This window comes from Calothrix sp. PCC 7507, assembly GCF_000316575.1.
In the GTDB taxonomy this organism is placed as follows: domain Bacteria; phylum Cyanobacteriota; class Cyanobacteriia; order Cyanobacteriales; family Nostocaceae; genus Fortiea.
Map to the genome: position 1 here is coordinate 120,164 of NC_019682.1, position 24,736 is coordinate 144,899.

The window sequence follows — 24,736 nt, forward strand, 5'->3', positions numbered from 1 at the left end:
TAAATGTCAACTAAAACACTACGTCATATTTTTTCGCAATTTCTATTAGTTTCTCACATTGTTCTTGTCCAGCTTTAGTTAATATTGTTTGGGCTTCTTCTGGATTTTTGCCATCTGGAGGAATTAAATACTTGACGTAAAGTGAGACAAAATCAGCGACGATCGCTAAACCAGATAAACCATGTGTGTCAGCTTCTTTGCCGGCGATCGCAGCGACTAAACCTGCTTTAATTGGGTCTGGTTTAACTTTCATAAACTGGTCAACAAGTTTCGGAACGTAGTCTACAGGTTGCAAGTTATTTAACTTACTTGTATCGGGAGTAAATTTAAATCCTGCTGCTTTTGCCTGCTCAACAACACACCATTCTGTAAACTCTTGTAGTGCTGCTTCGGGAAGGCGAGGGAGATATCTGTGGAGTGCAATGTCAGACACAAGCTTACCTTATAAATTTAAGTTTTTTGAGGCGCATTAAAGCCAGCCTAACGCACTGTTTAGGGAAGTTTTAGTGTGTTACGCTACGACTATGAAATAAATCGTTTTGAAAATTGGTATAAGACAATAAGGGAGATAAATAGACAAAATTCATGCCCAGAAAAATTCGGGAGTTAAAAGTTCAGATTGCATGTGAAGGATTTGTTTATCTACCCAAGCGTGGTAAAGGTAGCCACGAACGATGGCGACACCCAGTGATTAGAAAAACATTGACAATTCCTGGTAAGGATGGAGATGATGTGCCAGTATATTTAGAAAAACAGTTAGAAAAGTTATTAGCTGAAATAGCAGATTTAAGAGAGGATGAAAATTCATGAGTCGATACAGCATGATTATTCAATGGTCAGACGAAGACCAGCTTTTCTTGGTGACGATTCCAGAATTTAGCGATCGCGTGATTATGCCATGTACTCACGGCAAAACTCGTGAACAAGCAATTCACAATGGTGAAGAAGTGATTGAAATGTACCTAGAAGCTTGGCAAGCTGAAGGTGAATCCATCCCAGAACCCCGCACACTGCAAATTGTTTGATTAAAGTCAGTGAACAGTCCTAGATAAAACTGATAACTGATAACTGATAACTGATAACTGATTTAATCATGCCTCGTATTCAGCTAGCATATCCTAAAATTCCCGGTAGTAAAAATTACCCATCTGGTCGTTGTATTGCTTTTGAGAAGTACGACGGGACTAATCTACATTGGGTTTGGGAATTTGAACTTGGGTGGTACGCATTTGGAACTCGGCGCGATCGCTTCGATTTTGATGAGAAAGGAATCGCTGACTTCAACGCCGCCCATCCAGGTTTGGAAGCAGCGGCTACCGTGTTTCAAACGACTTTCGCCTCCCCCCTCGACAAACTCTTTCGGGAAAATCCTGCTTACAATAGCCCAGAAATCACCGTCTTTACCGAGTTTTTTGGTGCTAATTCCTTTGCTGGTATGCACAAACCTGATGAACCAAAACAACTAATTCTCTTTGACGTGGAGACTAATCGCGGTATAGTTCCGCCGGAACAGTTTGTGCGAGATTTTAGTGATTTAGCGATCGCCCGCGTTGTCTATCGTGGCAAACTCACCGGACAATTTGTAGAGTATGTCCGCACTGGGAAATATGGCGTAGCTGAGGGCGTGGTTTGTAAAGGTGGTAGCAACTCTGCTGATTTGTGGATGGTAAAAATCAAAACTAATGCCTATATGAAAAAGCTACAGCAAGCCTTCCAGGATGACTGGGAAAACTATTGGGAGTAATTAATGTGGATTGCTCTTTGGATGACCAATCGACGTAAAGCAATTGAAATCGTTACCATTTATCTCTGCTGCATCACGCGCTTTGAACGCAAGTGCAGCAGAGATAAAAATTCTGTCAACTCAATCAGCCCTTCTGCTTCCCGTCGTTCTGCAAGGGTAAGCGCTTCGCCTGCATCTTGGCGATCTAACAGAAATCGCAGACGCTCTTGGACAGCTTCAGGAAGTTGAAAGTGAGTCAGCTCAACAGGTATCTCAATAATTTCAGCCATACAAAGTACGTCTAGCAAATTTGCAACCACTTGTAGAGCCAGTGTAACTCAATGTGCGTTGTGGTAGACAATCTGATATTTGGGAATTAAGCAGTGCGAAAACGCGCGATGATTCCCCCCGAATAGTTTGTGCATGATTTTTTAGTAATATAGCGATCGCCCGCGTTGTCTATCGTGGCAAACCACCGAATAATTCGTGGAGGATGTCCGCGCTTAAGCAACTTAAAATCTCAGACTGATTGGCAACGCCTAGATGTCATGACTGATGAAGACATTTACCTATCTGACTACCCAGAAATATGAGATAATTGTTTAAATTCATATCATATTTGAGAGTATATGGGTAGATGGTATGGGAACGTTATTTATATTGATAGAAATCCAAACAATCCAGATGAAGGTTGGGGATGGGTGGAAGTTGCAACGGAAGATATGAAACGTTTTGCTATTCCCAACAAGCATCCGGCCATGAGAAGAGTAACCAAGCAAAAAGAAATTACAGTTACACGATATAAAGATTCAATTCCATATACCGAAACCTATACTAATATCTATGAAGATTTTGTTCGTCCTCCATCTAGAGGCAAAGCCGGTGCAAAGAAATTCACGCTGAATATTGATGGAGATCTGGTTACAATAAAAGCCCAAAAGTCTCTAAGCATCCAAGCTATATGTGTATGGATCAAAACCTGGGCAAGTCCAAACGTTAAAATAGTTACTCCAGGCAACAGGACGCTCTCTCTCGATGGCGAGAAATTAGCTCATCAAGCTCATTTTGTTTATTTTATCCTCAATCAAGACAGCAATGCTATCAAAATAGGTCGGGCAAAAGATGTGGCAAAGAGAGTGAAATCACTTCAAACATCCAGTCCAGCAGAATTGAAGCTAATTAAGACAGTACAAGTTAAAGGAAGTGAAGAAGCTCAAAAGCTAGAACAATCACTGCATAAACAGTTCAGTGAAATTAGACTGGCTGGCGAGTGGTTCAAAGCTGAAGTAAATCTTCTGGAGTACATCAACCAGTTATCACATTAGTGGCGGTATAAAATAAATGTTAGACCGCCTGTTGCGAATTTGTCTTTTGGGCGATCTCTACGCTCAGGTAGATGACCAATCCAGTAAGCTGTAAGTGAGCGTTGTCGATGATTGTGATATGAAAACTTTTACTGCGATCGTTGAAAGAGATCCTGATACTAAGTTCTATGTTGGCTATGTCCCTGGCTTTTCTGGAGCGCATTCTCAAGGTGAAACCTTGGATGAATTGCAGGAAAATTTGCGTGAAGTTATTGAGATGCTTCTAGAGGATGAGGATCTAGTGTTCGAGACAGAATTTGTAGGTATACAACAGATTTTGGTTCAGTAGACCATGAGTAATATTCCTATTCTGAAACCCCAAGAAGTTGTAAGAATATTGGAGAGCCTTGGATTTGTGGAGGTATGTCAGAGAGGCTCACACAAGCAGTTTCGACTTGACAACCTATAAAATCTTTCAAGGCACAATATTTATAAAACCAAATTGACGAAAGTGATGATCAAAGGTGAATGCCTGAGTCAAATGGAGTTTATTCATCACAAAAAAGCTAGAACAGTCTGTGAAACTCCAGTTTTTATCTGAGAACTGACGGAAAATCTGCCAAGTTTGTTGGATATCTTCTTCCGTTAGATAATAAATGGTGGTTAGTATATCAGAAAAGAAAGCCTCTCCTAAACTAATTGCCCTTAAATTTTCTCCACGAGTTCTCAAAAGCGTTAGGGTTTCATCAACAATGTAATCCGTTGTTATCAATGGTTGGGTATTTTGATTGACCCATGAAGACGCTGCTTGATAATTAGTATCCGAGGGAACGATACCAGCAAACCAAGCACTAGTATCTACAAAGATCATATTGCACTATCTGGAGGATAAAGAATCCTGTCATGATCTTTTCCGGAGAATTCATCATTGCTAACTTCTAGAGGCATGGCAGCAATTTGTGCCAAAATTTCTCCAGGAGTTTTGTTTTTAGGTTTAGCCTCAGTTGAAATCACTGTCACCTCAACATGAGTCCCTTCGTCTAATGGAATTGGCTGTAATAGTCTGAGTATCCCATGTTCATAAACAGCTTCTATAGTTATATTCATAACTTTTTCTATGTTCTAGCTATTTCCAATCATGGCATAATATCGAGCGGAGTCAAAAACAAAGCTAATGACTAACTAAAAAATTAGCCATTAGCTATAGAAGAGTGTCAACTACACCCATCGACTTATCATCCTCTAAGCAGTGCGAAAACGCGCCAACTCTTCACCAGTTTTGGCATCGTGGGCGTGGACTGTGCAAACTAAACAAGAGTCAAACGATCGCGCCACATGTCCCACTTCCACAGGATCTCTAGGATCGTAAATTGGTGTCCCTACTAAAGCTTCTTCAACGGGGCCGCGGACTCCCTCACCATCACGGGGTCCTATATTCCACGTACCAGGGGCGATAACTTGATACTGCTTAATCTTACCACCTTCTATATCTATCCAGTGACACAATGCACCGCGTGAGGCTTCTGTTGCACCCCAACCTTTACCGTCTTTTTCTTTGGGTTTGATATACCAAGGATCGTTTAATTTGAATTCCCGTAAACAGTGTTCGGCTTGACGATATAGCTTGACAATTTCGTGAACTCGTGCTAGCTGACGAACATGAGTATTAGCACCGCCCATTTGCTTGAAGACATCGAGGATAAAGCCGTCGGTGTGTTGCCAAGATTCGCCATGATTACCGCCAGCGACTAATTGACGGGCTAAGGGGCCAGCTTCTAAACGTCCGAAGTCTTTGTGTAGGACGGCACTCGCCCAGGAATAGGCATTGTCAAAGTCTTTGGTATTATTAGCAATGGGTTTAGTGGTGCGATCGCCTGGATGAATATCTGCTGTTCCTTCGTCATACCAAGAGTGAGTTGTATTCTCACGAGCAAAGGATTGATCCATCAAGGTGTGAGTATCATTGAAGCTGTCATACACGCCACTTTTCATAATCAAAGCAGCATTTCGCCCCTCAATAGTCGGCTTTTGGTATTTGTCTTCATGGGGTAAATATCCCCAGGTGACATACTTACCCACACCAGCGCCAAATCTATCTAAACCAATATCTAAACCCATGCGCCAGTATAAACCCAAGTCGGAATCCCGATGCTTACGGTCTTCTTCTAGCCACTCCATGAAGTCATCATAAGTTTGGATTTCTTCATAGCGTTCTAAAGAACACCCCAGCCATACAGGTTCTAACCAATTGGTGCGGAAATATTCCAGCAACGACCAAGCGCGGGTAATGTCTGTGAGGGTAGGGGCGCACATGACACCACCGGGAACCATGTAACTAGAATGGGGCCATTGTCCACCTAATAATGCATAAATTTCTACAGGTTTGGCAGAAATAGTAATCCCAATTTCATAAGACTTACCGGTGTAAGCAGCAAAGCGTCTCACAGCTTCTTCATAAAAGTGACTCTTGCGATAATTTTGATGTGTCAAATCAATCGCAAATAGACCATAAAAATAGCGGGGTATACTTTGGATAGTTTCGACGATTTGCCCTAAATTTCTCGCCAAAATTGCGTTGCGAGGAACTTCAGTTTGCCAAACTGTATCTAATGCCCAAGATGCAGAAGTCAGGTGAGAACCGCCGCAAATACCGCAAATGCGCGGTGTGACAATCAATCCGGCTTGGGGATCTTTACCGCGTAGGATAACTTCAAATCCCCGAAATAGTTCAGCATGTGTCCAAGCATTAACTACATACCCATCTTCAATTTCTACGCGGACATCTAAATCTCCCTCAACTCTACCGACTGGGGAGATATCTAAGGTTTGAATTGTCATTTTTCAGTTATTAGTTGTCAAGTGTCAAAAGTCAAGGATCAAGAGTCAAGAGTCAAGTGTGATTATTAACAATGCCCAATGCCCCATTCCCTAAACTGTAAAAAAGTCTTCTTCTGCCCAGGTGGGGGCGGCGTTTTTGGCAACCATTGTGAGGAGGGCGTAGTCTTTGGTTTTGACGCCTGGTGGTAGTTCTTTGGGAACTCCCATGACAGTTTGAGTTTTAAATACGGTTCCGGGTACGAGGTCGTAGAAGGGAAATTCGGGTTCTGTGCAACCTAAACAGGGCATACCAGCGCGGGTTTTGGAGGAGACGCGGTTCCACAAGATGCGGTTGCAGGAGGAATGGGTCATGGGGCCGCGACAACCTAGGTCATAGAATAGACAGCCTTTGCGTTGACCAAATTCGGCAACTGATGCTTTGTAGGCAAAGTGGACGTTGCGGGTACAACCTGTTTGGGTGTAGGTGTTGAAGAATGTTTGCGGGCGATTGAGGTCGTCTAGGGCGATGTCTTCGATGCGTCCGGTGGCGATCGCTACTAATATCTGCGTAATCCAGTCAGGATGGGCAGGACATCCGGGGATGTTAATCACGGGTAATCCTGATTTGGTGTGGAAATCCTTCCCTAAAAAGCCACCTTCTTGACGCTTGAGAAATTGCAAGCCTTGGGATTCGCTGGGGTTGGGTGACATGGCGGGAATTCCTCCCCAGGTGGCGCAGTCTCCCACGGCGACGATAAAGCTAGCGGCTTGGGCGAGGTCACTTAACCAGTCTTTCATCGGGCGATCGGCAAACCGATTCCATTCACCAGTTCCATTGGGGGCGTTGACAACGCTGCCTTCAAAAACCAGGATATCTAAGGGAATCTCACCAGAAATGCAATTTCTGAGGAGTCTTTGGAGATTATCACCTAGTTCCAAACCTAAAGATGGATGCCAAAGAACTTTAATGCCAAAGTCAGCAATTAAATCGCAGACTGTCGGTTCTTCAGCGTTGAGAAAAGACATGGTGTTGCCGCTACATGCGCCACCTTGAAGCCAGAGTACGTTAGTCATTGGCTATGTATTTTTATATTGTTTACCATGCACAGTCCAGGCGATCAAACTTGTAGAGAATCACCTGTTTTTTAATATCTATCTTTAAACATAAGATATTTTTTAATTTTATCCTCTTTCATTAAATAAAAATTTAGAATTACTAAGCGACTGCGGCATTTAAGTTGCACATTCCATCATCTAGACCGTTCACTGTTAACAAAGAAAAACGATTGATCGTGCAATGAATAAGTGTTTTAGCTTAGTAAGTTAAATCAATTTAAATTTTACTGAAAAGGTTATAGCTATGGCAGATATTTGGACATAAATGTGAATAATAGATAATCCAATAGCATAAATTTTGTATCAAACAAGATTTTAAATTTTCGGTAAAGACGTTACTCATCAAGGATTCTAGCTGCATAATGAAAATAGCAGCTTCTAAATCAACGTTAGCCTTTAGTACCAATAAAAAATGGCAGATTGATGACATAAGTGCAAGAAATGCATTCAATACATGCCATAAAATTAATCAAATATCTAGATTTTTGTTTACTATCGATACAGAATAAAATTATGAAGTTTTAAGGTACTTAAAACTATCATTAATATTGGCATTTTCCCCCTAGATATTTGTAAATAGAGTGTTTTATAGTGTAAAAACTTGATTCACCAAAAAATGAATAGGGGACAGTTTTTCCTATTTCCTGTTTCTATCGGGATTCACTCATATCTTGCACTCTTGCACTGGAAGTCGCGGCTACACAGGCAAAACCCGCCTATCGCGCTTGCGCTGCGCGAAGCGCACCACGCGGGTTAAAAACCTTGATTTGCCGTTAGTCCGCGCAGGCGGACTTTGTTTGTATAGCCGCGATTTCTAATCGCTAGGGCTAGGTGCAAGATGTGAGTTCAGACACTCCTACAACTATCAATCAGTGAACAGTTATCAAGCTTATGGTGTGGTGTTACAATGCACTCGACGGGAAAATTACCCAGGAAACTGATAACTGATAACTGTCACCTGATAAAAGACTCCATTACCTAATCGGCTAGAGTACCGTAGTTATGAACCCTAGCATTACAGATTCAGCCGTAAAGGCGGCCATTGCAGCGATCGCATCGGAGTCAGCAACCACAGCAGAAAAAATCCAGATGTTGATTGAGATAGCCCTAGGCTTCCAAAAAAAGCCGAAAACTGCTAAAGACTTGCGGAGTGCAGTAGGGTTATATTACCGGGCTTATGAAATGTGCGGTGAGGATTATCCCCTATTGAAAGCCAAAGCCCAAGTAGGGATGGCTGGGACTTTGCAGACAATTCCCGATGCAGGGACGGAATTGCTACTGCAAGCGAAAGCTGGTTATGAAGCAGCAATACCAATTTTACAACAGCTAGCTTCCAAAGAGGAAGTAGCAGAGTCTCAGATGAATTTGGGATTGGTTCTGCAGTCCTTAGTACCGTTCAATTTGGCACGGATTGTGGACAGCATCCAGGCGTATCATGAAGCCTTGCGGGTGTTCACCTGGGAAGATTATCCACAAGAATATGCCATTTTATATAACAATATAGCGATCGCTTACCTTTCTATGCCCCTCGCATCAGAACGGGAATATCTGCGACAAGGCTTGGCTGTACAGTCATTTGAGGTAGCACTCAAGCATATTACCCTGATTGATCACCCCAGAGAATATGCAATGTTGCAAAACAACTTGGGTAACGCCTTGCAATATTTAGTCAGTTCCCATCCTGTAGAGAATAACATGCGGGCGATCGCAGCTTATGATGAAGCATTGAAAGTGCGTAATGCTAGAGACACACCCTTAGAATACGCCAACACAATTTCTAACAAAGCCAACGCCTTATTCAACTTACTAGACAACCCAGAAAAACCAGAAGTAGGTAACTTACAAAATCTCTTGCAAGCTAGAGCTTACTATCAACAAGCCTGGGAAATTTTCACTCAGCATCAACAAACAGAACAAGCAGAAGTAGTAGCACAAGCACTGCAAGAAATTGCAGTTGAAATTACAAGTCAACCGTAGGGGCGGGGTTTCCCCGCCCTCATGGGTTTCCTCGCTCTCATTAATTATACCGTGGGCATTGCCCACCGAAACCCGGATCTTGTGGGCATTGCCTGCACTACTAATAACTGATAAAAGGAAGATCAAGAATGGAAGATATTGTAACCAGCCTTACTGGAGGAGACTTTCTCAAAAGTTTAGCATCTGGAGACCTTAACATCCTCACTGGATTTGTGTGGGTAGTAATAGCCACCGCCTTATCTCTAGTAGGCGGTGCTATTGGCGGAATGCTATTAGCTGGAAAGGATATAGGCTATGAGTTTTCAGCAGTCTTAGGTGGATTATTCGCCCCGACTGCTGTGATTCCTGCCATACTCCTAGGCTTATTTGTACTGAATTTGTTATCAAATTCATAGGAGGCATGATGTTTGAAATTGGGTGGTTTTCCGCTAAATTGTTTTTCAAGGGAAAGCTGCTACGTGACCCTATACAATTTGTCAGACAAACTGCAATTGGCATTAGTATAGGTTCCCTACTATTAGTGTCTCTTGCACAAACCGAAATCCCCTTTTGGTTAACAATAGTAGTATCTAGCCTAGTCACTGGTGCAGTTATGCCATTTCTCTTGAAAGACTTCAAAATGAAGTAACTTAAAAAAGTAAAAAGTAAAAAGTAAAAAGATAATCTCCACAAATTTAGAAGCTTCTAAATATGTTTCTTTCTTTTGCCTTTCGACTTTTAACTTTTTACTTATTCGGTGAGTGTGAGTTGAGTGTTTTACGTTGTGATGCCGACTGCTTTAGTCAAAAGTTAATAATTAGCAATGGTTACACTCATTGAACACACAGCAACACTTGAGGAATTAATTCAAGAAATCAACCGCTTTGAAGCTATTATATCCGAGTGGGATGAAAGCCAGAGGTGTGTAGTTGTAGGGTTAAAAAGAGCAATTGAAGCCCTACATAAAGCCGCCTTAAAGCGGTTGATTAAAAGCCTCAAGGCAGAATCTATGTCAACTTTGCGTCATGCTGTGACTGATGAAGTAGTATATGCCGTACTGCTTTATCACGAATTGGTTAAACCACCAAAACCACCATTAGCAGAACGCATTCAGATAGCATTAGATGAAGTCCGTCCTGGATTACAAAGCCATAACGGAGACATAGAACTAGTAGCTATTAAACTACCAGATACAGTGGAAGTCAGGTTAATTGGAACCTGTAGTAATTGCCCAACTTCTACTTTGACCTTATCTCAAGGAGTAGAACAAGCGATTAAATCCCATTGTCCAGAAATTACCACAGTAATTGCTGTCAATCATCGCCCTATGTTTGAGAGTAATACTGCTAGTTTAATTAGTCCATTTTCCACCCCAAGAGCATCTACTTGGATAAAAGTGGCTACTGTGAATCAAGTTCCCGAAGCAGGTGTATTAGAAGTGTCAATTGCTGGTAATTCACTAATTTTACATCGTCAAGGAGTTAACATCACTTGTCACCATAATACTTGCGCTCACCTAGGAAATTCTTTAACTGAGGGTAAAGTAGAAAATGGCATTATCACCTGTCCCGCTCACGGATTTCAATATATATTAGAGACAGGAGAATGCTTAACTGCACCCGATGTTTCCCTTCTATCTTATCCGTTACGCATCAAACAAGATCAAGTTTTTGTAAAACTCTAAAATGGTTCGTAGTAAGCACTTTAGTGCTTAAAAACAAAGGACTAAAGTCCTTACTACAAACAATACACATAAAAATACCCTGATGATTTTGAATAATAAGCAGCATTTATTCTCACTTCAAGGTGCAGAAGTAATTTTAGGTGACATTTTAGAACCAGGACAATTAGCCATACCCATAGCACCAAGTGCAAAAACAATGTTTGGGCCTCGTGCTGCTTGTTTAATATCAGAAACCGGCCCTTTATGGGTATCAGATACAGGACATCATCGGTTATTAGGATGGCGAAAATTACCTACTCAAGACAGTCAAAATGCTGATTGGGTAATTGGACAACCGGATTTTTATCATGAAGGACAAAATGCTAAAAGCACACCAGGAAAAGCAACTTTTAGTGTCCCTACTGGGATATGTGCTTGCGGTGGTGGATTAGTGGTAGCCGATGCTTGGAATCACCGAATTTTAATTTGGAAAAACTTACCTGAAGATCACAATGTTCCCGCTGATTTGGTGTTAGGTCAAGCGAATTTTAAGGATAATGAACCTAACAGAGGTAGCCAACTAGCAGCCCCAAATACTCTTAACTGGCCTTATGGTGTTTTCTATCATCAAGGAAAACTATTTGTTGCTGATACAGGCAATCGGCGAGTGTTAATTTGGCATCAATTACCAACAGAAATTGGTCAACCGGCTGATTTAGTTTTGGGACAGCCAGATATGATATCTCGTAATGAGAATGGCGGTAATTCTCCCACAGCAGCGAGTATGCGTTGGTGTCACGATATTACCTTTTGGGGAGATAATCTAGTTGTCACTGATGCAGGTAATCATCGAGTGATGATTTGGCAGGGGATGCCTACAGAAAATAATGCGCCTTGTAGTGTAGTGTTGGGGCAAAAAAACTTTGATTTGGTGGAAATGAATCAAGGGTTTTATCTTCCTAGCGCTAGTAGTTTGAGTATGCCTTATGGTGTGGATGTTTTTGGTGATTGGTTATTAGTTGCTGATACCGCAAATTCACGTTTGTTAGGATGGAGAAAGCTAGAGTCAATTTTATCATTGCAAGGTGCTGTGGCAGATATTGTTGCTGGACAGGTTGATTTTAAAAGTAAAGGTGAAAATCACAATTTTGGGCTACCAACACGAGATAGTTTGAATTGGTGTTATGGGGTGAAGGTTTGTGGTAATACTGCCGTGGTAGCTGATTCTGGAAATAATAGAATTTTGTTGTGGAGGTTGAAATAAGAGTTTTTTAGCGCAGAGGTTCGCTGAGGTTATCGCGGAGGTTCGCTGAGGTTTTTTGTAGAGAGGTGAAGGCTTATGAGGGTGGAGGAGATTAGAGTTCGGGGTACTGTTCAGGGTGTGGGTTTTCGCCCGACTGTGTATCGTTTGGCTAAGGTTTTTGGGTTGCGTGGGGAGGTTTGTAATGATGGGGAGGGGGTGTTAATTCGGGTTGCTGGTAATGAGGCGGATTTAGCAAGATTTGTTCATAAATTACAGGCAGAATGTCCTCCTTTAGCCAGAATTAATGAGTTAATTATAACTCCCTATACAGGTGAATTTAATTTTGATGATTTTATCATTTCTCACAGTGTTAATAGTGTTGTGAAAACAGAAATAGCTGCTGATGCTGCTACTTGTCTTCAATGTTTACAAGAAATTTTTGACCCTTTTAGCCGTTTTTATCGTTACCCTTTTACTAACTGTACTCATTGCGGCCCTCGCTTGAGTATTATTCGTGGGATTCCTTATGACAGATGCAATACCAGTATGTCTGCATTTGTTATGTGTCCTGAATGTGCAAACGAATACCAGGATGTTGACAACCGTCGTTTTCATGCCCAACCTGTAGCTTGTCATGTCTGCGGTGCTACGGCTTGGTTAGAACGTGCTGATGGTAAATCAGTGACTGCTTCTATGTTCTCTATGCTAGATGATGTTGATGCCGTCTGTACGCTGTTGCAAAAAGGTGAGATTGTAGCAATTAAGGGGCTGGGTGGAATTCATTTAGCTTGTGATGCTACTCAGGAAGTTGTTGTGCAAAAACTCCGCCAGCGTAAAAAACGCTATCACAAACCCTTTGCTTTAATGGCACGGGATTTAGCGGTAATTGCAGAATATTGTCTAGTTAGTCCTAAAGAAAAAGAGTTGTTAGCAAGTCCCGCTGCGCCAATTGTGTTGTTGCAGAAGCAGGTAGTTGGGAATGAGAAATTAACTCAGTACTCCATAGCGCCTTGTGTTGCATCGGGACAAAATACTCTTGGTTTTATGTTACCTTATACGCCGCTACATCATCTTATCCTCAAGCGGATGAATCGACCGATTGTGTTAACAAGTGGCAATCTTTCCGATGAACCGCAATGCATTGACAATGATGAAGCTAGAGAAAAGTTAGGCAAAATTGCTGATTATTTTCTGTTTCATAATCGAGAGATTGTTAATCGTGTAGATGATGCGGTGGTGCGAGTTATTGGCGATAAAGTCCAAACTATTCGCCGCGCTAGAGGATATGCACCAGCGCCGATTAATTTACCACCTGGATTTAATAATCTACCGCAAATTTTAGCAATGGGTGGTGAGTTAAAAAATACTTTTTGTCTGTTGCGAGATGGACGAGCAATTCTGTCTCAGCATTTGGGAGATTTAGAAAATGCGGCGGCTTTTAATGCTTATCAAGATAGTTTGAACTTGTACTTAAATTTATTTGAGCATACACCGGAAGTAATTGCTATTGATAAACATCCTGAATATCTCTCAGCAAAATTTGGAAAAGAACTAGCAGATACAAATAAAATTCAACTCTGTTATGTTCAGCATCATCACGCCCACATTGCCGCTTGTATGGCAGAAAATAGCATACCTCTCAACTCAAAACCAGTTTTAGGCATTGCTTTAGATGGGTTAGGTTATGGCGAAGATGGCACATTATGGGGTGGAGAATTTCTCTTAGCTGATTACCGTAATTTTCAGCGACTCGCAAAATTTAAACCTATAGCAATGATAGGAGGAACACAAACAATTTATCAGCCTTGGCGTAATACATATGCCCAATTAATTGCAGCCGATAGCTGGGAGAATTTAAAAACCAAGTATGGTGATTTAGAAATATTAAAGTTTCTGGATACTAAGCCACTCAAGCTACTGAATCAGCTGATGGAAAAAGGTGTTAATTCTCCTTTAGCTTCGTCAGTAGGACGGTTATTTGATGCAGTAGCAGGGGCTGTAGGTATCTGTCGAGAAGAATGTAGTTATGAAGGACAAGCTGCGATCGCACTAGAAGCCTTAGTAGATATTAACAGCTTAAATAATTATGAAGAAACCCAAACTTATCCTTTTACTATTAACTTTTTAGATAGTATTTATTGTATAGATCCCGGTCAAATGTGGCAAGTTTTACTCAATGATTTGCAGCAGCAGACTCCCACAGCAATCATCGCCACAAAATTTCATATAAGTTTAGCAAAAATAATTGTCGAGATGGTTAGTCGTCTCTCTAAAGAACATCTCGTTTCTCAAGTCGTTCTCACCGGAGGAGTATTCCAGAACTGTATTTTATTACAGCAAGTTACTCAGCGATTACAAGCATTGAAAATTGATGTACTAACTCACAGTTTAGTCCCTGCAAATGATGGTGGTATATCTCTAGGGCAAGCAGTCATTGCAGCAGCTAAATCAGTTAACTGATAACCGATAACCGATAACCGATAACTGATAACTGATATGTGTTTAGGAATTCCTGGTCAAATTGTTGAAATAACTGATATTAAATGCAAATTAGCAATTGTCAATATCGGTGGTGTAAAACGACAAGTAAATATTGCGTGTATTGTCGATGAACAACATCCTCCCGAATCTTGTATTGGCGATTGGGTATTAGTTCATGTCGGCTTTGCTATGAATCGTATTAAGGAACAAGAAGCAGCAGAAACGTTAAAACTATTACAAGAAATAGTCGCAGGGACTGGGGACTAGGAAAGAATTTTTTTAATCTTAATACCCATTCCCAATACCCAATATTCCATTCCCTAATTATTATGAAATACGTTGATGAATTTCGAGAACCTGAAAAAGCTGAAGCATTACGCCGCGAAATTGCTAAATTGTGTAATCAGCTAGGAAAACCGCTCAAAATTATGGAAGTATGCGGCGGACATACTCACTCTATATTTAAATATGGCATTGAAGAACTTCTACCCGACTCGTTGGAATTAATACATGGCCCTGGTTGTCCAGTGTGTGTGATGCCAAAAGGGAGGTTAGATGATGCGATCGCTATCTCTCAAAATAATAACGTTATCTTTGCCACCTTTGGCGACACCATGCGGGTTCCCGGTTCTAAAACCAGCTTACTGCAAGCTAAAGCACAGGGTGCAGATATCCGTATGGTTTATTCTCCCCTGGATAGTCTGCAAATCGCCAGAGATAACCCCGAAAAAGAAATTGTCTTCTTCGCTTTAGGTTTTGAAACCACATCTCCTAGCACCGCTTTGACTATTCTGCAAGCAGAGGCTGAAAAAATTCCCAACTTTAGTATGTTTTCTAATCACGTCCTCGTGATTCCCGCCCTCCAAGCGCTATTAGATAATCCTGATTTACAACTAGATGGATTTGTCGGGCCTGGCCATGTCAGCATGGTAATTGGCACTGACCCTTATCAATTTATTTCTCAACAATATCATAAACCAATAGTCGTCTCAGGATTTGAACCTTTGGATATTTTCCAATCAGTTTGGATGCTATTGAAACAGTTAGTAGAAAATCGTTGTGAAGTCGAAAATCAATACAACCGACTAGTACAAAACCAGGGAAATACAGTAGCCCTACAAGCTATCAACAAAGTTTTTGCAGTGCGAGATAATTTTGATTGGCGAGGCTTAGGAGAAATCCCCAATTCAGGTTTAAAAATTCGTCCAGAATATGGACAATTTGATGCCGAAATTAAATTCACTATTCCTAACCAAAAAGTTACTGATCATAAAGCTTGTCAATGTGGTGAAATTCTTAAAGGAGTTTTAAAACCTTGGGAATGTAAAGTATTTGGTACAGCTTGCACTCCAGAAACACCCATCGGTAGTTGTATGGTATCTTCAGAAGGTGCTTGTGCGGCCTATTATAAGTATGGCAGACTCTCTACTATTGCCAAGAAAATGACAAATGCAAAATCGGTAAATTTATCTCAACAACCTCTACCCTCTTGTAGTTCCTTGGGATAAATAATCCATTATTTACGGAGAAAAATTATGCCTTTTGTCACGGTTCAAATTGCTAAAGGACACTCCATCGAAAAAAAGCGGCAACTTGTTCAAGCAGTTACCGATGCACTCGTTGCTACTTTAGGTACTAAACCAGAATGGATAACTGTTTACATTGATGAATTTGAGAGAGAAAATTGGGCAGTTGGGGGACAATTACATGCTGATAAACATAGTGGTAGGCATAAAGAAAAAGGTGTGTAATAATCTGATTTGATTATTAAAAAAACTAAATATCTGTAGGGTGGGCATTGCCCACCGTATATTTCCAAAATTAAATACTAATCTTATATAGTAAACTCGTCAGGTCACGGCACTGCCGTGACCTGACAACTCGGCGTATAATGAAAACCGCTACATAAGATTGGTAATGTAGAAACTGAAAACTTGAAGGTAATCTATCAGATAGAAAACCATGAATCAACCACCTATACTAGGCAATATTAGCCCCATTATTCCGGCTGGAGAAGATATAGAAAAAGCAATTTTATTTTATGAACAAAAGCTGGGCTTTAAAACCATCCATACAGAAGGTAAACCTGTGAGTATGGCTATTGTCAAACGCGATTCAGCACAAATATTTCTCCAAAATAACGATGATAAACACTTGGCGGAAGGAACAAAATTTCTGATCCAAGTTACTCATATTGAAAATTTATATGCCGAATTGCTTGCTAAAGGTGAAGAGATAATTCACCCCAATGGTCATTTAGCAACAAAACCTTGGGGACTTAAAGAAATTACAGTTATTGATTCTGCAGGTGTTTGCATCACATTTTATGAAGTAGCTATTTCCTAACCCTTTTTTATTACAATGAATTTAAAGATGGATTTTTCCTCCAATAACCCAACACAAAATCCCCTATTTCAAAAAGTCGAACAAGTCCGTCGTCGCCAAGGAAAAATACGCGATACTCATATTACCCTCGCACATGGTAGCGGTGGTAAAGCCATGCGCGATTTAATTGATGATATATTTGTTAGCAACTTTGATAATCCCATTCTCTCCCAATTAGAAGACCAAGCTAGTTTTAATTTAGCTAGTCTCATGCAACAAGGAGATAGACTAGCTTTCACAACTGATTCTTATGTTGTAGATCCTTTATTTTTTCCTGGTAGTGATATTGGAGAATTAGCTGTCAATGGCACAATTAATGATTTAGCCGTTAGTGGTGCTAAACCTTTATATCTCACCTGTAGCGTCATTTTAGAAGAAGGACTACCAGTAGAAACTTTGCGGCGTGTCGCTACAAGCATGAAAATAGCTGCTAATCAAGCTGGGGTGCAAATTGTGACTGGTGACACAAAGGTTGTACATCGTGGGGCTGCTGATAAATTATTTATTAACACCGCTGGGATTGGTATTATCCCAGCAGGAGTTAATATTTCTGCCCATAATATTAAACCCGGTGATGTAGTCATTATTAATGGTGAATTAGGCAATCATGGTACTGCGATTTTAATCGCCCGTGGAGAATTAGCATTAGAAACTGATATAAAAAGTGACTGTCAACCTTTACATAGTTTAGTAGAAACTATTCTCAAAGTCTGCCCAAATATTCATGCTATGCGGGATGCTACACGCGGTGGTTTAGCGACAGTTTTAAACGAATTTGCCCTAAGTTCTCGTGTGGGAATTCGTATTGATGAAAATTCTCTTCCAGTTCGCGAAGAAGTCAAAGGAGTTTGTGAAATTCTGGGTTTAGATCCTTTATATTTAGCCAATGAAGGTAAGTTAGTAGCGGTAGTACCCGGTGAAGATGCGGAATCTGTTTTAGCAGCGATGAAATCTCATCCGGCGGGAAAAGATGCTTGTATTATCGGTGAAGTTATTGCTTCACCTCCGGGTATTGTAGTTTTAAAAACAGTTTTCAATGCAGAACGTATTGTAGATATGTTGGTGGGGGAGCAATTACCAAGAATTTGTTGATTATATCACTCTCTTATTTGCGCCTTTGCGTGAGTAAAATATGAATCTGTCTCACGCAAAGACGCAAAGACGCAAAGGTTAAGAGTATAAGACAAAGAATTTTTAACTTTGATGCCTGTATGCACGAATTGGGAATTACACAAAATATTGTTGCGATAGTTACAGAACACGCTAAAGGTGCAAAAGTCAGCCGTGTTGTTTTAGAAATTGGCAAACTTTCGGCAATTCTCCCTGATGCTGTGCAATTTTGTTTTGATATTTGTACAAAAAATACAGTTTTAGAAACCGCGATATTAGAAATTAGAGAAATTCCTGGTTTAGCAAGGTGTCGTCAATGCGGTGCAGAAATTGCTTTAGATAAACCCTTTGGTATTTGTAACTGTGGTAGTGTGCAATTAGATTTAATAACTGGTGAAGAACTCAAAATTAAGGAAATAGAAATAGAGGAAGTATGTGTGTAACCTGTGGTTGTGCTGATGAGGGTGAAATTAAAGTTACTAATTTGCAACCTGATGTAGTGGAACACGATCACCATCATCATACTCACACTTTACGAGATGGGACTGTGATTACTCATGATCATGATGATGAATCATCACAAATTCACGCCAAAATACATAATATAACTATATCCTTAGAACAAGATATTTTAGCAAAAAATAACCTACTAGCTGCTCAAAATCGCGGCTGGTTTAAAGGTCGTAATATTCTAGCTTTAAATTTGATGAGTTCTCCTGGTGCTGGGAAAACTACTCTTTTAACTCGCACTATTAATGATTTAAAGCATCAGTTGTCTATTAGTGTTATTGAAGGTGATCAAGAAACAACTAATGATGCTGAAAAAATTAAAGAAACAGGCTGTAAAGTTGTCCAAATTAATACTGGAATAGGCTGTCATCTGGATGCATCAATGATAGAAAGAGGTTTAGAACAACTCAACCCACCACTGAATTCTGTGGTGATGATTGAGAATGTCGGTAATTTGGTTTGTCCAGCTTTATTCGATTTGGGAGAACAAGCAAAGGTAGTCATTCTCTCTGTCACCGAAGGAGAAGATAAACCGATAAAATACCCCCATATGTTCCGCGCTAGTGAGATGATGATTCTCACTAAAATTGATTTATTGCCTTATGTACAATTTGATGTACAAAAGTGTATAGAATATGCTGAACAGGTAAATCCAAAAATTAAAATTTTTCAGGTTTCTGCTACAACTGGTGCTGGCTTAGATATTTGGTATAAATGGTTGTCTGAGAAAGTAGCCGTTGCTGATGTAATAACTAGCTTGTAGCAATAGTCCCAATAGTACCGCTATCACAAACGCACCTAAGGTTTGAAACGGTGCAAAGCCGGATATGAGGGATAGCTATTTAGGGACTGGCTGATGAATAATGTACTAATTGAGTATACCCTGAGGGCACGGCAGTGCCGTGCCCCTACATTTGGCGATATAATTTAGGACTTACGCATTGACGAAACAACTAGTTTATGTATTCAATCAGCACAAACAGCGCTCAAATTATCCAAAACATATTCACGAATAACTTTTGTGAATAGATTCCTTTGGACTTCATACCAATTGTTAATGATATTTTCAGAGCGCATTTTTTCTAAACGAACAAATGCTTGAAGCGAGCAAAATATATGTGTTTTGATTGCGTGGCTATCTCTAACCATGAATCGACAAATTCCACATACTTGTTTGATGGCTCTATGAAAACTTTCAATTCCCCAATGAGTATCATGAATTGTCACAAATTCACTTCTGGTTATTTGTTGGAGAGCTTCTTTATCTGGTAGATACAATATATAGTGCCTAGAGTCTTCTTTTTTGAAGTCCTTCCTAAACAACTTGATAAATCCAAATTCTCTCAGATGCGTGACTAACCCTTGCTCAGGAAGCTCTAAACTGCTTACATGGCAATACTTTCCTGGTTCATTAGATACAGTTCTGTTCTTCTCAACACCAAATAGAAAACCCAATTTCTGGTTTCTTAAAAACTTTAAGTTTTCTACTCCTGAGTACCAACTATCTCCTGTCACTAGTCTTGGTTTTACACCCCAATCAATCACTTCAATCAGCATTTCTTGGAAATAATCGTTCTTGGTTCTCCCCTCCTTTTTGTCATATATTCTGTAATTTATTGGGACTGAATTCCCATGTATGTCGCTGTAATACAGTGTGATTAAATTTAATCCTTTAATCGCCTTATGGTATTTCCCTGACCAAAAATATCCAATTAATTCTGCGTATTTTGGTTCGCTGTATAGCTTTTCTATTACTGTGTCATCAACGCTTAAAATACCTCCTTCTAAATTGATTATTTCTCTGACAATGTCGAATAAATCTTTTGGCTCGTATCTTTCTCTCAACAAAAATCTGTTCACACTATCATGTGAAACATCTCCCAAGATTTCTGCTAACCGACTGCACCCTCCATGCTTTGGCTCCGATAGCAAGAACAGGGTGTAATGCTCTAAATTACATTGTGCTGTTGAGGGTTTGCTGATTTCTCTAATTGTCCGATACCTTGAAAGTAGACGACATCTTTTTTTCAATGCACTATTTTACCACCTCGTCAATGCGTAAGTCCTATAATTTAGCCCTTTCAAGGTGGTGAAATTCGGAACGAAAATTGGTTATTTCAACCTTTAAAAATCCCAAAATCTGAGCGGATAACTTAGGATGATCACACTAAAGCAACGTATCTTCGTTTGTCACCTTGAAAGGGCTAGTCCTATAATTTTGTACCGCATCTGAATGAGAATCGCTATATCGCTCAGATTAATGTATTGTCGCAGCGTCACACACCCTAAGTAAGTCGGCACAATAAAACCAAACTATGTGAAGAAAAGTAACCGAAGCTCAAACCCAATTCCCTCCTGTATTCTGTCTTATCTCAATGATAATTATTTACGCCGATCTACTTACAAATTGGGATTGTATTTTCCCGGAAATACCTTAGATGACTTGTATAGATGTCACATGAACACCGCTAAGAGCAATGATAGTTTTATTTGTCTCAGATGAAAACTTAGAACTGTAAAAGCTGGGAAAAAAATAAATATGAATATTAATTAGCGTCCAATACGATGACAAAATTATTGATAATTTTATTGTTTATTGTTCTATATGTTGTAATCGCTAGGTTTTGTGAGGTTTTAAAAATAGTTGATGAAGTGTCTCAGGAATTAGATGAGAAGTAAATAAAACTATAATCAAGCTGGATTCCTATAGTAGAGACGTTGCTTTTGCTTCGTCTCTACTTGTGGGTAATTATTCTAGATAACGAATATCTCGGCGACTCGAATGTCTTAGAGTTACAGCCAATCTCGATAAGCTGAGATTTCATTCACACCAATTTCAAATGGCATTCCTTTACCAAAGGGCGGATAAACCCTGATTTTGGCATTACTAGTAAACCGTTCTAGCCGATTTCCTAATTGGGGAATATTGCTGACTATATGCCAATAAGAAACTATGTCAGGGCAGTCGATAATCAGCATTAAGGCAGTAGCATTACTGGTAAGATACCATTGACAATGAGCTAACAGTGCTTGGGTGATGCGATCGCACGATTGATAAAAGCATCTGCCAGTGGATTGTTCAAACTCTAGATGTAACATCCCATCCAGCTTTGTCACTTCTGCTGGAGGTAAATCATCTGGAGGAAGCAAGGGAAGTTTAGACATAATTCCGCACCTCTTGGTTATAGCGCGTCAGACTGTCCAGGTTTTTTTGCACATCTAACGATGAGGGTTTGAGTGCTAATGTGCCTATATTTAGTTCATCCTGGAATTTTTTGATTTTGTCTCGACAAGTGACTACATCGCCGATAATTGAGTTTTCAATCAAATAGTCTTCGTCAAAACAGATGTTTGTGCGATCAAATGGTTGCTGCTTGTGAGGACTCTTCTGCATTACTTGCGCGGAGTTGGCTTTCATTTTCAGGCTGAATTTGCGGATGAAAGGCATTGCTTGACTCACTGCTTCATCATAGGTTCTCGCCGCAAAGAAGAAACGAGCCAGCACAAGTTTATCCACACCACTAGGATTTAACGCCCGATATTTGGTGACAGTATTTTTCAATCTCTCCAGAGAAAACGGTGGCCCCCCCATTAAGCCAAATCCATGTTTGGCGGCGAATTCTATCCCTTCACCATCACCAGTAGCTACGTAGACGGGGATAGATTTTTGTAGTGGTTTGGGGTAGATTGTCAGGCGATCGCATTGATAATACTGCCCGTTAAATGATACATCGGTTTCATATAAAAGCTTCTGAATTAATGCGATCGCCTCTAGCATCTTGGCACGAGATTCACCCATCGGTGTCGCAAAATGCTTATTCTGATCGGGAAATGGCCCCCCTTTAGCCACCCCAAATAACAATCTACCGTTGCAGAGGTTATCTAAAGTAGCAATATCCTCCGCTACCCTAATTGGGTTATGAAACGGTAGCAACACCGCCGCCGTTCCCAATTGGATAGTTGAGGTTAACCCCGCCAAATGTGCCATCAACAGCAACATGGCGGGGCTAAGATTGGATTCACTAAAATGATGCTCACTTACCCAAGCTTCTTCAAAGCCTAAAGTCTCCGCTTGCTTTACCAAGGTGACTTGTTCAAAGATGGCGCGGCGAGCATCTTGGTGGTGATTGTCGTAATTGCAGAAAAGTCCTGTTTTCATTATTTGCCTTAGCTTTGCTTAGGTTGCAACCCACTGCAATTCCAGCCATAAACGTGGTTCACTCCGTTTGAGCTTTGACATAGGATCGCGTAATAGTCGCCTAGCATTCATGCAGACTACCTGAATTAGTCCCATATTATCTGCTACTTCTCGGAGTATTTCTTTGTGGGCTTGCACATAAGGAATCATTTCTTCCGAGCAATAAATTCCTATATATTGCAAACGTCTAGCTGGTCGTCCCCAAAAACAGGTGATCACTTTCACATAACAGCCATCAAGTAATTCTCCAACACTTGGATAGTAGTGATTGACGACTCTAATAAATTCTTTGGCTAGGATGTCTTCGGCAATCATAGCAATTGATATTTCTGTAGCGTTCATCACTATCATAATATAACATAAAATTGTTATTTAAAGCTGACATTTGGTGTTAGTTATCAAGAAAAAATATTAAAGTTTATAGTTATATAACAAGGTGCGCTATCCTACATTTCCTAGTTTGAAATACAAGTAGGGGAGCCACTGCGTTGGGCGGGTTTCCTGACTTGAGCGGACTGGCGTCAATTGGCGTTGGGGAATGCCCACCCTACTAATTAAAAGTAAAATGTAAAAATTTATATTCAACAAAAAAGAGGTGATATTTTTTTGCTATCACCTCCTCTCTACTAAATATTTAAAATTGTGAATTCAAAATTGCTAGATTTAATTTTGACCCTTCGGCTATGCTCAGGGTAAAATTTTGAATTGTTATCGAGAATTACGCTCTGACACTAAAACCTCGGCAACAAGTTGTGGTAAATCTATGAGGTCAACATATCCATCTGAACCACGGATAGGTGAGATAAATGTATAGTCAGGGTCACAAGCTCCAGTATCGTAGACTTGAATAAACCACCGATCAGGAAATCCAGCTACACCCAGTTCTACAATGTACCAACACTCACCAATAAGACGAGAATTAAAGATTGTAAACCACTCTCTGTCATATTCTGAGATATTCCAATCTACCATGAGAAATTCTAACGCTATTTGTCCAGCGTCAGTTGCTGTCAATAACATTGTTACTCCTTCTCTGAAACTTCTGGAACTTCTAGTTCAGAATTGGTTGCTTCGAGTTCAGGGTATAGTCCCAGTTGCTTCGCTAATTCACGACCAATAAAAAACAAAAACTGGGCACCATCTTGATTGCCTTCGTGTGCGAATACAGTTGCTACCTTTAACATGGCGTATACAAAACCAGAATCAATTAATTCTGGTTGTGATTCTAAAATTTCTGGTTCTTGACCATTAGGACACCTGAGTAACTGGTCGATCAAATCAAAATATAAGAGTTGGCGTTCGTCTGTCATGGTGTTTTGGTTGATTGTAAATTGGTGAACTGTTAACTGATTTATTGCTCTATACTTTGCCGCCACAGTCTTTCTAACATTTCAACTTGCTCTTGAAAAACTGCTGCACGATAAACAAGATATCTGTCATAAACAATAATTCCTACACCAAAAAAAATCGGGATCAGTAAAAAAAACCATTGCAGGATAATAGCAAGTTGATATTGTTCAACGACAGTGAGCTTTTGGTGATCAAGAGTATGCAAAGAATTTTCTATGTCAGCTTCTGGAGCTTGGGAGGTATTCATACCTTCATATTGGAGAGATAATGTGTCATCTTCGAGACAGATTTCGCTAACTCCACAAGCTAAACTCTGCGTTTTTACTAACTCTATGTGCCGTCCCCAAACTACACTAAATACTAGTATTGCTGGAGAAAGAAAGCACAAGGTTACTATACAAACTGTGAGAATATTTAAAAGCTTGACTTTCATCTAGGTTCTCCCTGCCTAGGTAGTATGCACCCAGTAAGAAAATTCATTTTGCTATTAACCTAAGTAGTTGCATATTTCAACTTAGAAAATAGTCTTGATACTAAAATAGCTAGATAAACACTAATGTTAACTTTTAACTGTTTATAGCCTGAATGTTTTAGGGGGTTAAGAAGTCCCCCCTAGTTCACTAGGTTTGCACCTAGGAATTTTGGGGGGTAGAGGGGAATCTCTGCGTAAATCCTATACGTTTTATATCAGTTGCCCTTCGCAGTCAGGGTTTAACCTAACTAGATTAAGATTATTAAAGTTATTAGAGTTGTACTCAAAGCTTATAACTCCCATCCCATCAGTATTTCTAAAATTAGTTGGGGTATGGGTGCTAGTATTTTTAGGCTGATGCACTAGTGTTTATCAGGTAGGGTTCTAGTTTGTCTGCACTCAACCTCA

32 protein-coding genes are annotated in these 24,736 nt (G+C 40.2%); 19 read left to right on the forward strand and 13 right to left on the reverse strand.

What is annotated here, in order from left to right; genetic code table 11:
- Positions 1 to 10 precede the first annotated feature (10 nt).
- A complete protein-coding gene (locus CAL7507_RS00595) occupies positions 11 to 433 on the reverse strand; it encodes a hypothetical protein (protein ID WP_015126464.1) in 423 nt (140 codons plus the stop codon).
- 152 nt (positions 434 to 585) lie between these two features.
- On the opposite strand from CAL7507_RS00595, the gene CAL7507_RS00600 reads away from it, so the two are divergent.
- The 3 genes from CAL7507_RS00600 to CAL7507_RS00610 all read left to right on the forward strand — a co-directional run bounded on the left by CAL7507_RS00600 (position 586) and on the right by CAL7507_RS00610 (position 1,744).
- Positions 586 to 810, forward strand: coding sequence for a type II toxin-antitoxin system HicA family toxin (locus CAL7507_RS00600; protein WP_015126465.1), 225 nt, complete (start codon positions 586 to 588; stop codon positions 808 to 810).
- The gene (locus CAL7507_RS00605; protein ID WP_015126466.1) at positions 807 to 1,025 is read left to right on the forward strand and encodes a type II toxin-antitoxin system HicB family antitoxin; all 219 of its coding nucleotides are present in this window, start codon (positions 807 to 809) and stop codon (positions 1,023 to 1,025) included. Before CAL7507_RS00600 ends, CAL7507_RS00605 begins: the two co-directional genes overlap by 4 nt.
- 68 nt (positions 1,026 to 1,093) lie before the next feature.
- On the forward strand, positions 1,094 to 1,744 hold the full coding sequence (locus tag CAL7507_RS00610; protein ID WP_015126467.1) for an RNA ligase family protein: 651 nt from the start codon (positions 1,094 to 1,096) through the stop codon (positions 1,742 to 1,744).
- Between the two features lie 59 nt (positions 1,745 to 1,803).
- Here the strand turns inward: CAL7507_RS00610 and CAL7507_RS00615 are convergent, their stop codons facing one another.
- Entirely contained in the window at positions 1,804 to 2,013 is a 210-nt protein-coding gene (locus CAL7507_RS00615; protein ID WP_042341123.1) for a hypothetical protein, read from the reverse strand.
- A 339-nt stretch (positions 2,014 to 2,352) separates the two neighbouring features.
- On the opposite strand from CAL7507_RS00615, the gene CAL7507_RS00620 reads away from it, so the two are divergent.
- The 3 genes from CAL7507_RS00620 (at position 2,353) to CAL7507_RS30370 (ending at position 3,496) form a co-directional block, all read left to right on the forward strand.
- Entirely contained in the window at positions 2,353 to 3,048 is a 696-nt protein-coding gene (locus tag CAL7507_RS00620) for a GIY-YIG nuclease family protein (RefSeq protein ID WP_015126469.1), read from the forward strand.
- Between the two features lie 118 nt (positions 3,049 to 3,166).
- Complete coding sequence (locus tag CAL7507_RS00625) at positions 3,167 to 3,376, forward strand: type II toxin-antitoxin system HicB family antitoxin (RefSeq protein WP_042341125.1); 210 nt, start codon at positions 3,167 to 3,169, stop codon at positions 3,374 to 3,376.
- 3 nt (positions 3,377 to 3,379) lie between these two features.
- Positions 3,380 to 3,496 (forward strand): type II toxin-antitoxin system HicA family toxin, encoded by a 117-nt coding sequence (locus CAL7507_RS30370; protein WP_083862854.1) that lies wholly within the window; start codon positions 3,380 to 3,382, stop codon positions 3,494 to 3,496.
- A 6-nt stretch (positions 3,497 to 3,502) separates the two neighbouring features.
- Here the strand turns inward: CAL7507_RS30370 and CAL7507_RS30375 are convergent, their stop codons facing one another.
- The 4 genes from CAL7507_RS30375 to CAL7507_RS00645 all read right to left on the reverse strand — a co-directional run bounded on the left by CAL7507_RS30375 (position 3,503) and on the right by CAL7507_RS00645 (position 6,918).
- Entirely contained in the window at positions 3,503 to 3,898 is a 396-nt protein-coding gene (locus tag CAL7507_RS30375) for a type II toxin-antitoxin system VapC family toxin (RefSeq protein ID WP_015126471.1), read from the reverse strand.
- On the reverse strand, positions 3,895 to 4,134 hold the full coding sequence (locus CAL7507_RS00635; protein ID WP_015126472.1) for an antitoxin family protein: 240 nt from the start codon (positions 4,132 to 4,134) through the stop codon (positions 3,895 to 3,897). Before CAL7507_RS00635 ends, CAL7507_RS30375 begins: the two co-directional genes overlap by 4 nt.
- Positions 4,135 to 4,269: 135 nt before the next feature.
- Complete coding sequence (locus CAL7507_RS00640; protein ID WP_015126473.1) at positions 4,270 to 5,865, reverse strand: nickel-dependent hydrogenase large subunit; 1,596 nt, start codon at positions 5,863 to 5,865, stop codon at positions 4,270 to 4,272.
- A gap of 90 nt (positions 5,866 to 5,955) precedes the next feature.
- Positions 5,956 to 6,918: a hydrogenase small subunit gene (locus CAL7507_RS00645; protein ID WP_015126474.1), complete on the reverse strand. Its 963-nt coding sequence runs from the start codon at positions 6,916 to 6,918 to the stop codon at positions 5,956 to 5,958.
- A 1,044-nt stretch (positions 6,919 to 7,962) separates the two neighbouring features.
- Here CAL7507_RS00645 and CAL7507_RS00650 point away from each other — a divergent pair.
- The 13 genes from CAL7507_RS00650 (at position 7,963) to hypB (ending at position 19,071) form a co-directional block, all read left to right on the forward strand.
- On the forward strand, positions 7,963 to 8,937 hold the full coding sequence (locus CAL7507_RS00650) for a hypothetical protein (RefSeq protein WP_015126475.1): 975 nt from the start codon (positions 7,963 to 7,965) through the stop codon (positions 8,935 to 8,937).
- 128 nt (positions 8,938 to 9,065) lie between these two features.
- Positions 9,066 to 9,332 (forward strand): hypothetical protein, encoded by a 267-nt coding sequence (locus CAL7507_RS00655; RefSeq protein WP_015126476.1) that lies wholly within the window; start codon positions 9,066 to 9,068, stop codon positions 9,330 to 9,332.
- A gap of 8 nt (positions 9,333 to 9,340) precedes the next feature.
- Positions 9,341 to 9,565, forward strand: a complete 225-nt coding sequence (locus CAL7507_RS32895) for a hypothetical protein (protein ID WP_015126477.1) — start codon at positions 9,341 to 9,343, stop codon at positions 9,563 to 9,565.
- 174 nt (positions 9,566 to 9,739) lie between these two features.
- Positions 9,740 to 10,600, forward strand: coding sequence for a NifU family protein (locus CAL7507_RS00665; RefSeq protein ID WP_015126478.1), 861 nt, complete (start codon positions 9,740 to 9,742; stop codon positions 10,598 to 10,600).
- 82 nt (positions 10,601 to 10,682) lie between these two features.
- A complete protein-coding gene (locus tag CAL7507_RS00670; protein ID WP_015126479.1) occupies positions 10,683 to 11,843 on the forward strand; it encodes an NHL repeat containing protein in 1,161 nt (386 codons plus the stop codon).
- A gap of 75 nt (positions 11,844 to 11,918) precedes the next feature.
- Positions 11,919 to 14,282, forward strand: coding sequence for a carbamoyltransferase HypF (gene hypF, locus CAL7507_RS00675; RefSeq protein ID WP_015126480.1), 2,364 nt, complete (start codon positions 11,919 to 11,921; stop codon positions 14,280 to 14,282).
- A 36-nt stretch (positions 14,283 to 14,318) separates the two neighbouring features.
- Positions 14,319 to 14,570: a HypC/HybG/HupF family hydrogenase formation chaperone gene (locus tag CAL7507_RS00680; protein WP_015126481.1), complete on the forward strand. Its 252-nt coding sequence runs from the start codon at positions 14,319 to 14,321 to the stop codon at positions 14,568 to 14,570.
- A gap of 62 nt (positions 14,571 to 14,632) precedes the next feature.
- Positions 14,633 to 15,811, forward strand: a complete 1,179-nt coding sequence (hypD, locus tag CAL7507_RS00685; protein WP_015126482.1) for a hydrogenase formation protein HypD — start codon at positions 14,633 to 14,635, stop codon at positions 15,809 to 15,811.
- A gap of 27 nt (positions 15,812 to 15,838) precedes the next feature.
- Positions 15,839 to 16,054 carry a 2-hydroxymuconate tautomerase gene (locus CAL7507_RS00690; RefSeq protein WP_015126483.1) on the forward strand — a complete coding sequence of 72 codons (216 nt, stop codon included), beginning with the start codon at positions 15,839 to 15,841 and terminating at the stop codon, positions 16,052 to 16,054.
- A gap of 211 nt (positions 16,055 to 16,265) precedes the next feature.
- The gene (locus tag CAL7507_RS00695) at positions 16,266 to 16,649 is read left to right on the forward strand and encodes a VOC family protein (protein WP_015126484.1); all 384 of its coding nucleotides are present in this window, start codon (positions 16,266 to 16,268) and stop codon (positions 16,647 to 16,649) included.
- A gap of 27 nt (positions 16,650 to 16,676) precedes the next feature.
- Positions 16,677 to 17,780: a hydrogenase expression/formation protein HypE gene (hypE, locus tag CAL7507_RS00700; protein ID WP_042341129.1), complete on the forward strand. Its 1,104-nt coding sequence runs from the start codon at positions 16,677 to 16,679 to the stop codon at positions 17,778 to 17,780.
- A 119-nt stretch (positions 17,781 to 17,899) separates the two neighbouring features.
- Complete coding sequence (hypA, locus tag CAL7507_RS00705) at positions 17,900 to 18,241, forward strand: hydrogenase maturation nickel metallochaperone HypA (RefSeq protein WP_015126486.1); 342 nt, start codon at positions 17,900 to 17,902, stop codon at positions 18,239 to 18,241.
- Positions 18,232 to 19,071, forward strand: coding sequence for a hydrogenase nickel incorporation protein HypB (gene hypB, locus CAL7507_RS00710; protein ID WP_015126487.1), 840 nt, complete (start codon positions 18,232 to 18,234; stop codon positions 19,069 to 19,071). The genes hypA and hypB overlap by 10 nt, the downstream gene beginning before the upstream one ends.
- A gap of 203 nt (positions 19,072 to 19,274) precedes the next feature.
- Here hypB and CAL7507_RS00715 read toward each other — a convergent pair whose 3' ends face one another.
- From CAL7507_RS00715 to CAL7507_RS00745, 7 genes are all read right to left on the reverse strand, one after another.
- Positions 19,275 to 20,240 carry a transposase gene (locus CAL7507_RS00715; RefSeq protein ID WP_083862855.1) on the reverse strand — a complete coding sequence of 322 codons (966 nt, stop codon included), beginning with the start codon at positions 20,238 to 20,240 and terminating at the stop codon, positions 19,275 to 19,277.
- A gap of 861 nt (positions 20,241 to 21,101) precedes the next feature.
- Positions 21,102 to 21,473, reverse strand: a complete 372-nt coding sequence (locus tag CAL7507_RS00720; RefSeq protein WP_015126490.1) for a hypothetical protein — start codon at positions 21,471 to 21,473, stop codon at positions 21,102 to 21,104.
- Complete coding sequence (locus tag CAL7507_RS00725) at positions 21,466 to 22,467, reverse strand: LLM class flavin-dependent oxidoreductase (protein WP_015126491.1); 1,002 nt, start codon at positions 22,465 to 22,467, stop codon at positions 21,466 to 21,468. The genes CAL7507_RS00720 and CAL7507_RS00725 overlap by 8 nt, the downstream gene beginning before the upstream one ends.
- 18 nt (positions 22,468 to 22,485) lie before the next feature.
- Positions 22,486 to 22,848, reverse strand: a complete 363-nt coding sequence (locus CAL7507_RS00730) for a hypothetical protein (RefSeq protein WP_042341693.1) — start codon at positions 22,846 to 22,848, stop codon at positions 22,486 to 22,488.
- 366 nt (positions 22,849 to 23,214) lie between these two features.
- Positions 23,215 to 23,526, reverse strand: a complete 312-nt coding sequence (locus CAL7507_RS00735; protein ID WP_015126493.1) for a hypothetical protein — start codon at positions 23,524 to 23,526, stop codon at positions 23,215 to 23,217.
- A gap of 2 nt (positions 23,527 to 23,528) precedes the next feature.
- Entirely contained in the window at positions 23,529 to 23,816 is a 288-nt protein-coding gene (locus tag CAL7507_RS00740) for a hypothetical protein (RefSeq protein ID WP_015126494.1), read from the reverse strand.
- A 41-nt stretch (positions 23,817 to 23,857) separates the two neighbouring features.
- Entirely contained in the window at positions 23,858 to 24,289 is a 432-nt protein-coding gene (locus CAL7507_RS00745; protein WP_015126495.1) for a hypothetical protein, read from the reverse strand.
- Between the last annotated feature and the right edge of the window lie 447 nt (positions 24,290 to 24,736).

Coding starts and splice junctions, on each gene's coding strand:
- CAL7507_RS00600 (WP_015126465.1), top strand. CDS start 586: ATGCCCAGAAAAATTCGGGAGTTAAAAGTTCAGATTGCATGTGAAGGA.
- CAL7507_RS00605 (WP_015126466.1), top strand. CDS start 807: ATGAGTCGATACAGCATGATTATTCAATGGTCAGACGAAGACCAGCTT.
- CAL7507_RS00610 (WP_015126467.1), top strand. CDS start 1,094: ATGCCTCGTATTCAGCTAGCATATCCTAAAATTCCCGGTAGTAAAAAT.
- CAL7507_RS00615 (WP_042341123.1), bottom strand. CDS start 2,013: ATGGCTGAAATTATTGAGATACCTGTTGAGCTGACTCACTTTCAACTT.
- CAL7507_RS00620 (WP_015126469.1), top strand. CDS start 2,353: ATGGGTAGATGGTATGGGAACGTTATTTATATTGATAGAAATCCAAAC.
- CAL7507_RS00625 (WP_042341125.1), top strand. CDS start 3,167: ATGAAAACTTTTACTGCGATCGTTGAAAGAGATCCTGATACTAAGTTC.
- CAL7507_RS30370 (WP_083862854.1), top strand. CDS start 3,380: ATGAGTAATATTCCTATTCTGAAACCCCAAGAAGTTGTAAGAATATTG.
- CAL7507_RS30375 (WP_015126471.1), bottom strand. CDS start 3,898: ATGATCTTTGTAGATACTAGTGCTTGGTTTGCTGGTATCGTTCCCTCG.
- CAL7507_RS00635 (WP_015126472.1), bottom strand. CDS start 4,134: ATGAATATAACTATAGAAGCTGTTTATGAACATGGGATACTCAGACTA.
- CAL7507_RS00640 (WP_015126473.1), bottom strand. CDS start 5,865: ATGACAATTCAAACCTTAGATATCTCCCCAGTCGGTAGAGTTGAGGGA.
- CAL7507_RS00645 (WP_015126474.1), bottom strand. CDS start 6,918: ATGACTAACGTACTCTGGCTTCAAGGTGGCGCATGTAGCGGCAACACC.
- CAL7507_RS00650 (WP_015126475.1), top strand. CDS start 7,963: ATGAACCCTAGCATTACAGATTCAGCCGTAAAGGCGGCCATTGCAGCG.
- CAL7507_RS00655 (WP_015126476.1), top strand. CDS start 9,066: ATGGAAGATATTGTAACCAGCCTTACTGGAGGAGACTTTCTCAAAAGT.
- CAL7507_RS32895 (WP_015126477.1), top strand. CDS start 9,341: ATGTTTGAAATTGGGTGGTTTTCCGCTAAATTGTTTTTCAAGGGAAAG.
- CAL7507_RS00665 (WP_015126478.1), top strand. CDS start 9,740: ATGGTTACACTCATTGAACACACAGCAACACTTGAGGAATTAATTCAA.
- CAL7507_RS00670 (WP_015126479.1), top strand. CDS start 10,683: ATGATTTTGAATAATAAGCAGCATTTATTCTCACTTCAAGGTGCAGAA.
- hypF (WP_015126480.1), top strand. CDS start 11,919: ATGAGGGTGGAGGAGATTAGAGTTCGGGGTACTGTTCAGGGTGTGGGT.
- CAL7507_RS00680 (WP_015126481.1), top strand. CDS start 14,319: ATGTGTTTAGGAATTCCTGGTCAAATTGTTGAAATAACTGATATTAAA.
- hypD (WP_015126482.1), top strand. CDS start 14,633: ATGAAATACGTTGATGAATTTCGAGAACCTGAAAAAGCTGAAGCATTA.
- CAL7507_RS00690 (WP_015126483.1), top strand. CDS start 15,839: ATGCCTTTTGTCACGGTTCAAATTGCTAAAGGACACTCCATCGAAAAA.
- CAL7507_RS00695 (WP_015126484.1), top strand. CDS start 16,266: ATGAATCAACCACCTATACTAGGCAATATTAGCCCCATTATTCCGGCT.
- hypE (WP_042341129.1), top strand. CDS start 16,677: ATGGATTTTTCCTCCAATAACCCAACACAAAATCCCCTATTTCAAAAA.
- hypA (WP_015126486.1), top strand. CDS start 17,900: ATGCACGAATTGGGAATTACACAAAATATTGTTGCGATAGTTACAGAA.
- hypB (WP_015126487.1), top strand. CDS start 18,232: ATGTGTGTAACCTGTGGTTGTGCTGATGAGGGTGAAATTAAAGTTACT.
- CAL7507_RS00720 (WP_015126490.1), bottom strand. CDS start 21,473: ATGTCTAAACTTCCCTTGCTTCCTCCAGATGATTTACCTCCAGCAGAA.
- CAL7507_RS00725 (WP_015126491.1), bottom strand. CDS start 22,467: ATGAAAACAGGACTTTTCTGCAATTACGACAATCACCACCAAGATGCT.
- CAL7507_RS00730 (WP_042341693.1), bottom strand. CDS start 22,848: ATGAACGCTACAGAAATATCAATTGCTATGATTGCCGAAGACATCCTA.
- CAL7507_RS00735 (WP_015126493.1), bottom strand. CDS start 23,526: ATGTTATTGACAGCAACTGACGCTGGACAAATAGCGTTAGAATTTCTC.
- CAL7507_RS00740 (WP_015126494.1), bottom strand. CDS start 23,816: ATGACAGACGAACGCCAACTCTTATATTTTGATTTGATCGACCAGTTA.
- CAL7507_RS00745 (WP_015126495.1), bottom strand. CDS start 24,289: ATGAAAGTCAAGCTTTTAAATATTCTCACAGTTTGTATAGTAACCTTG.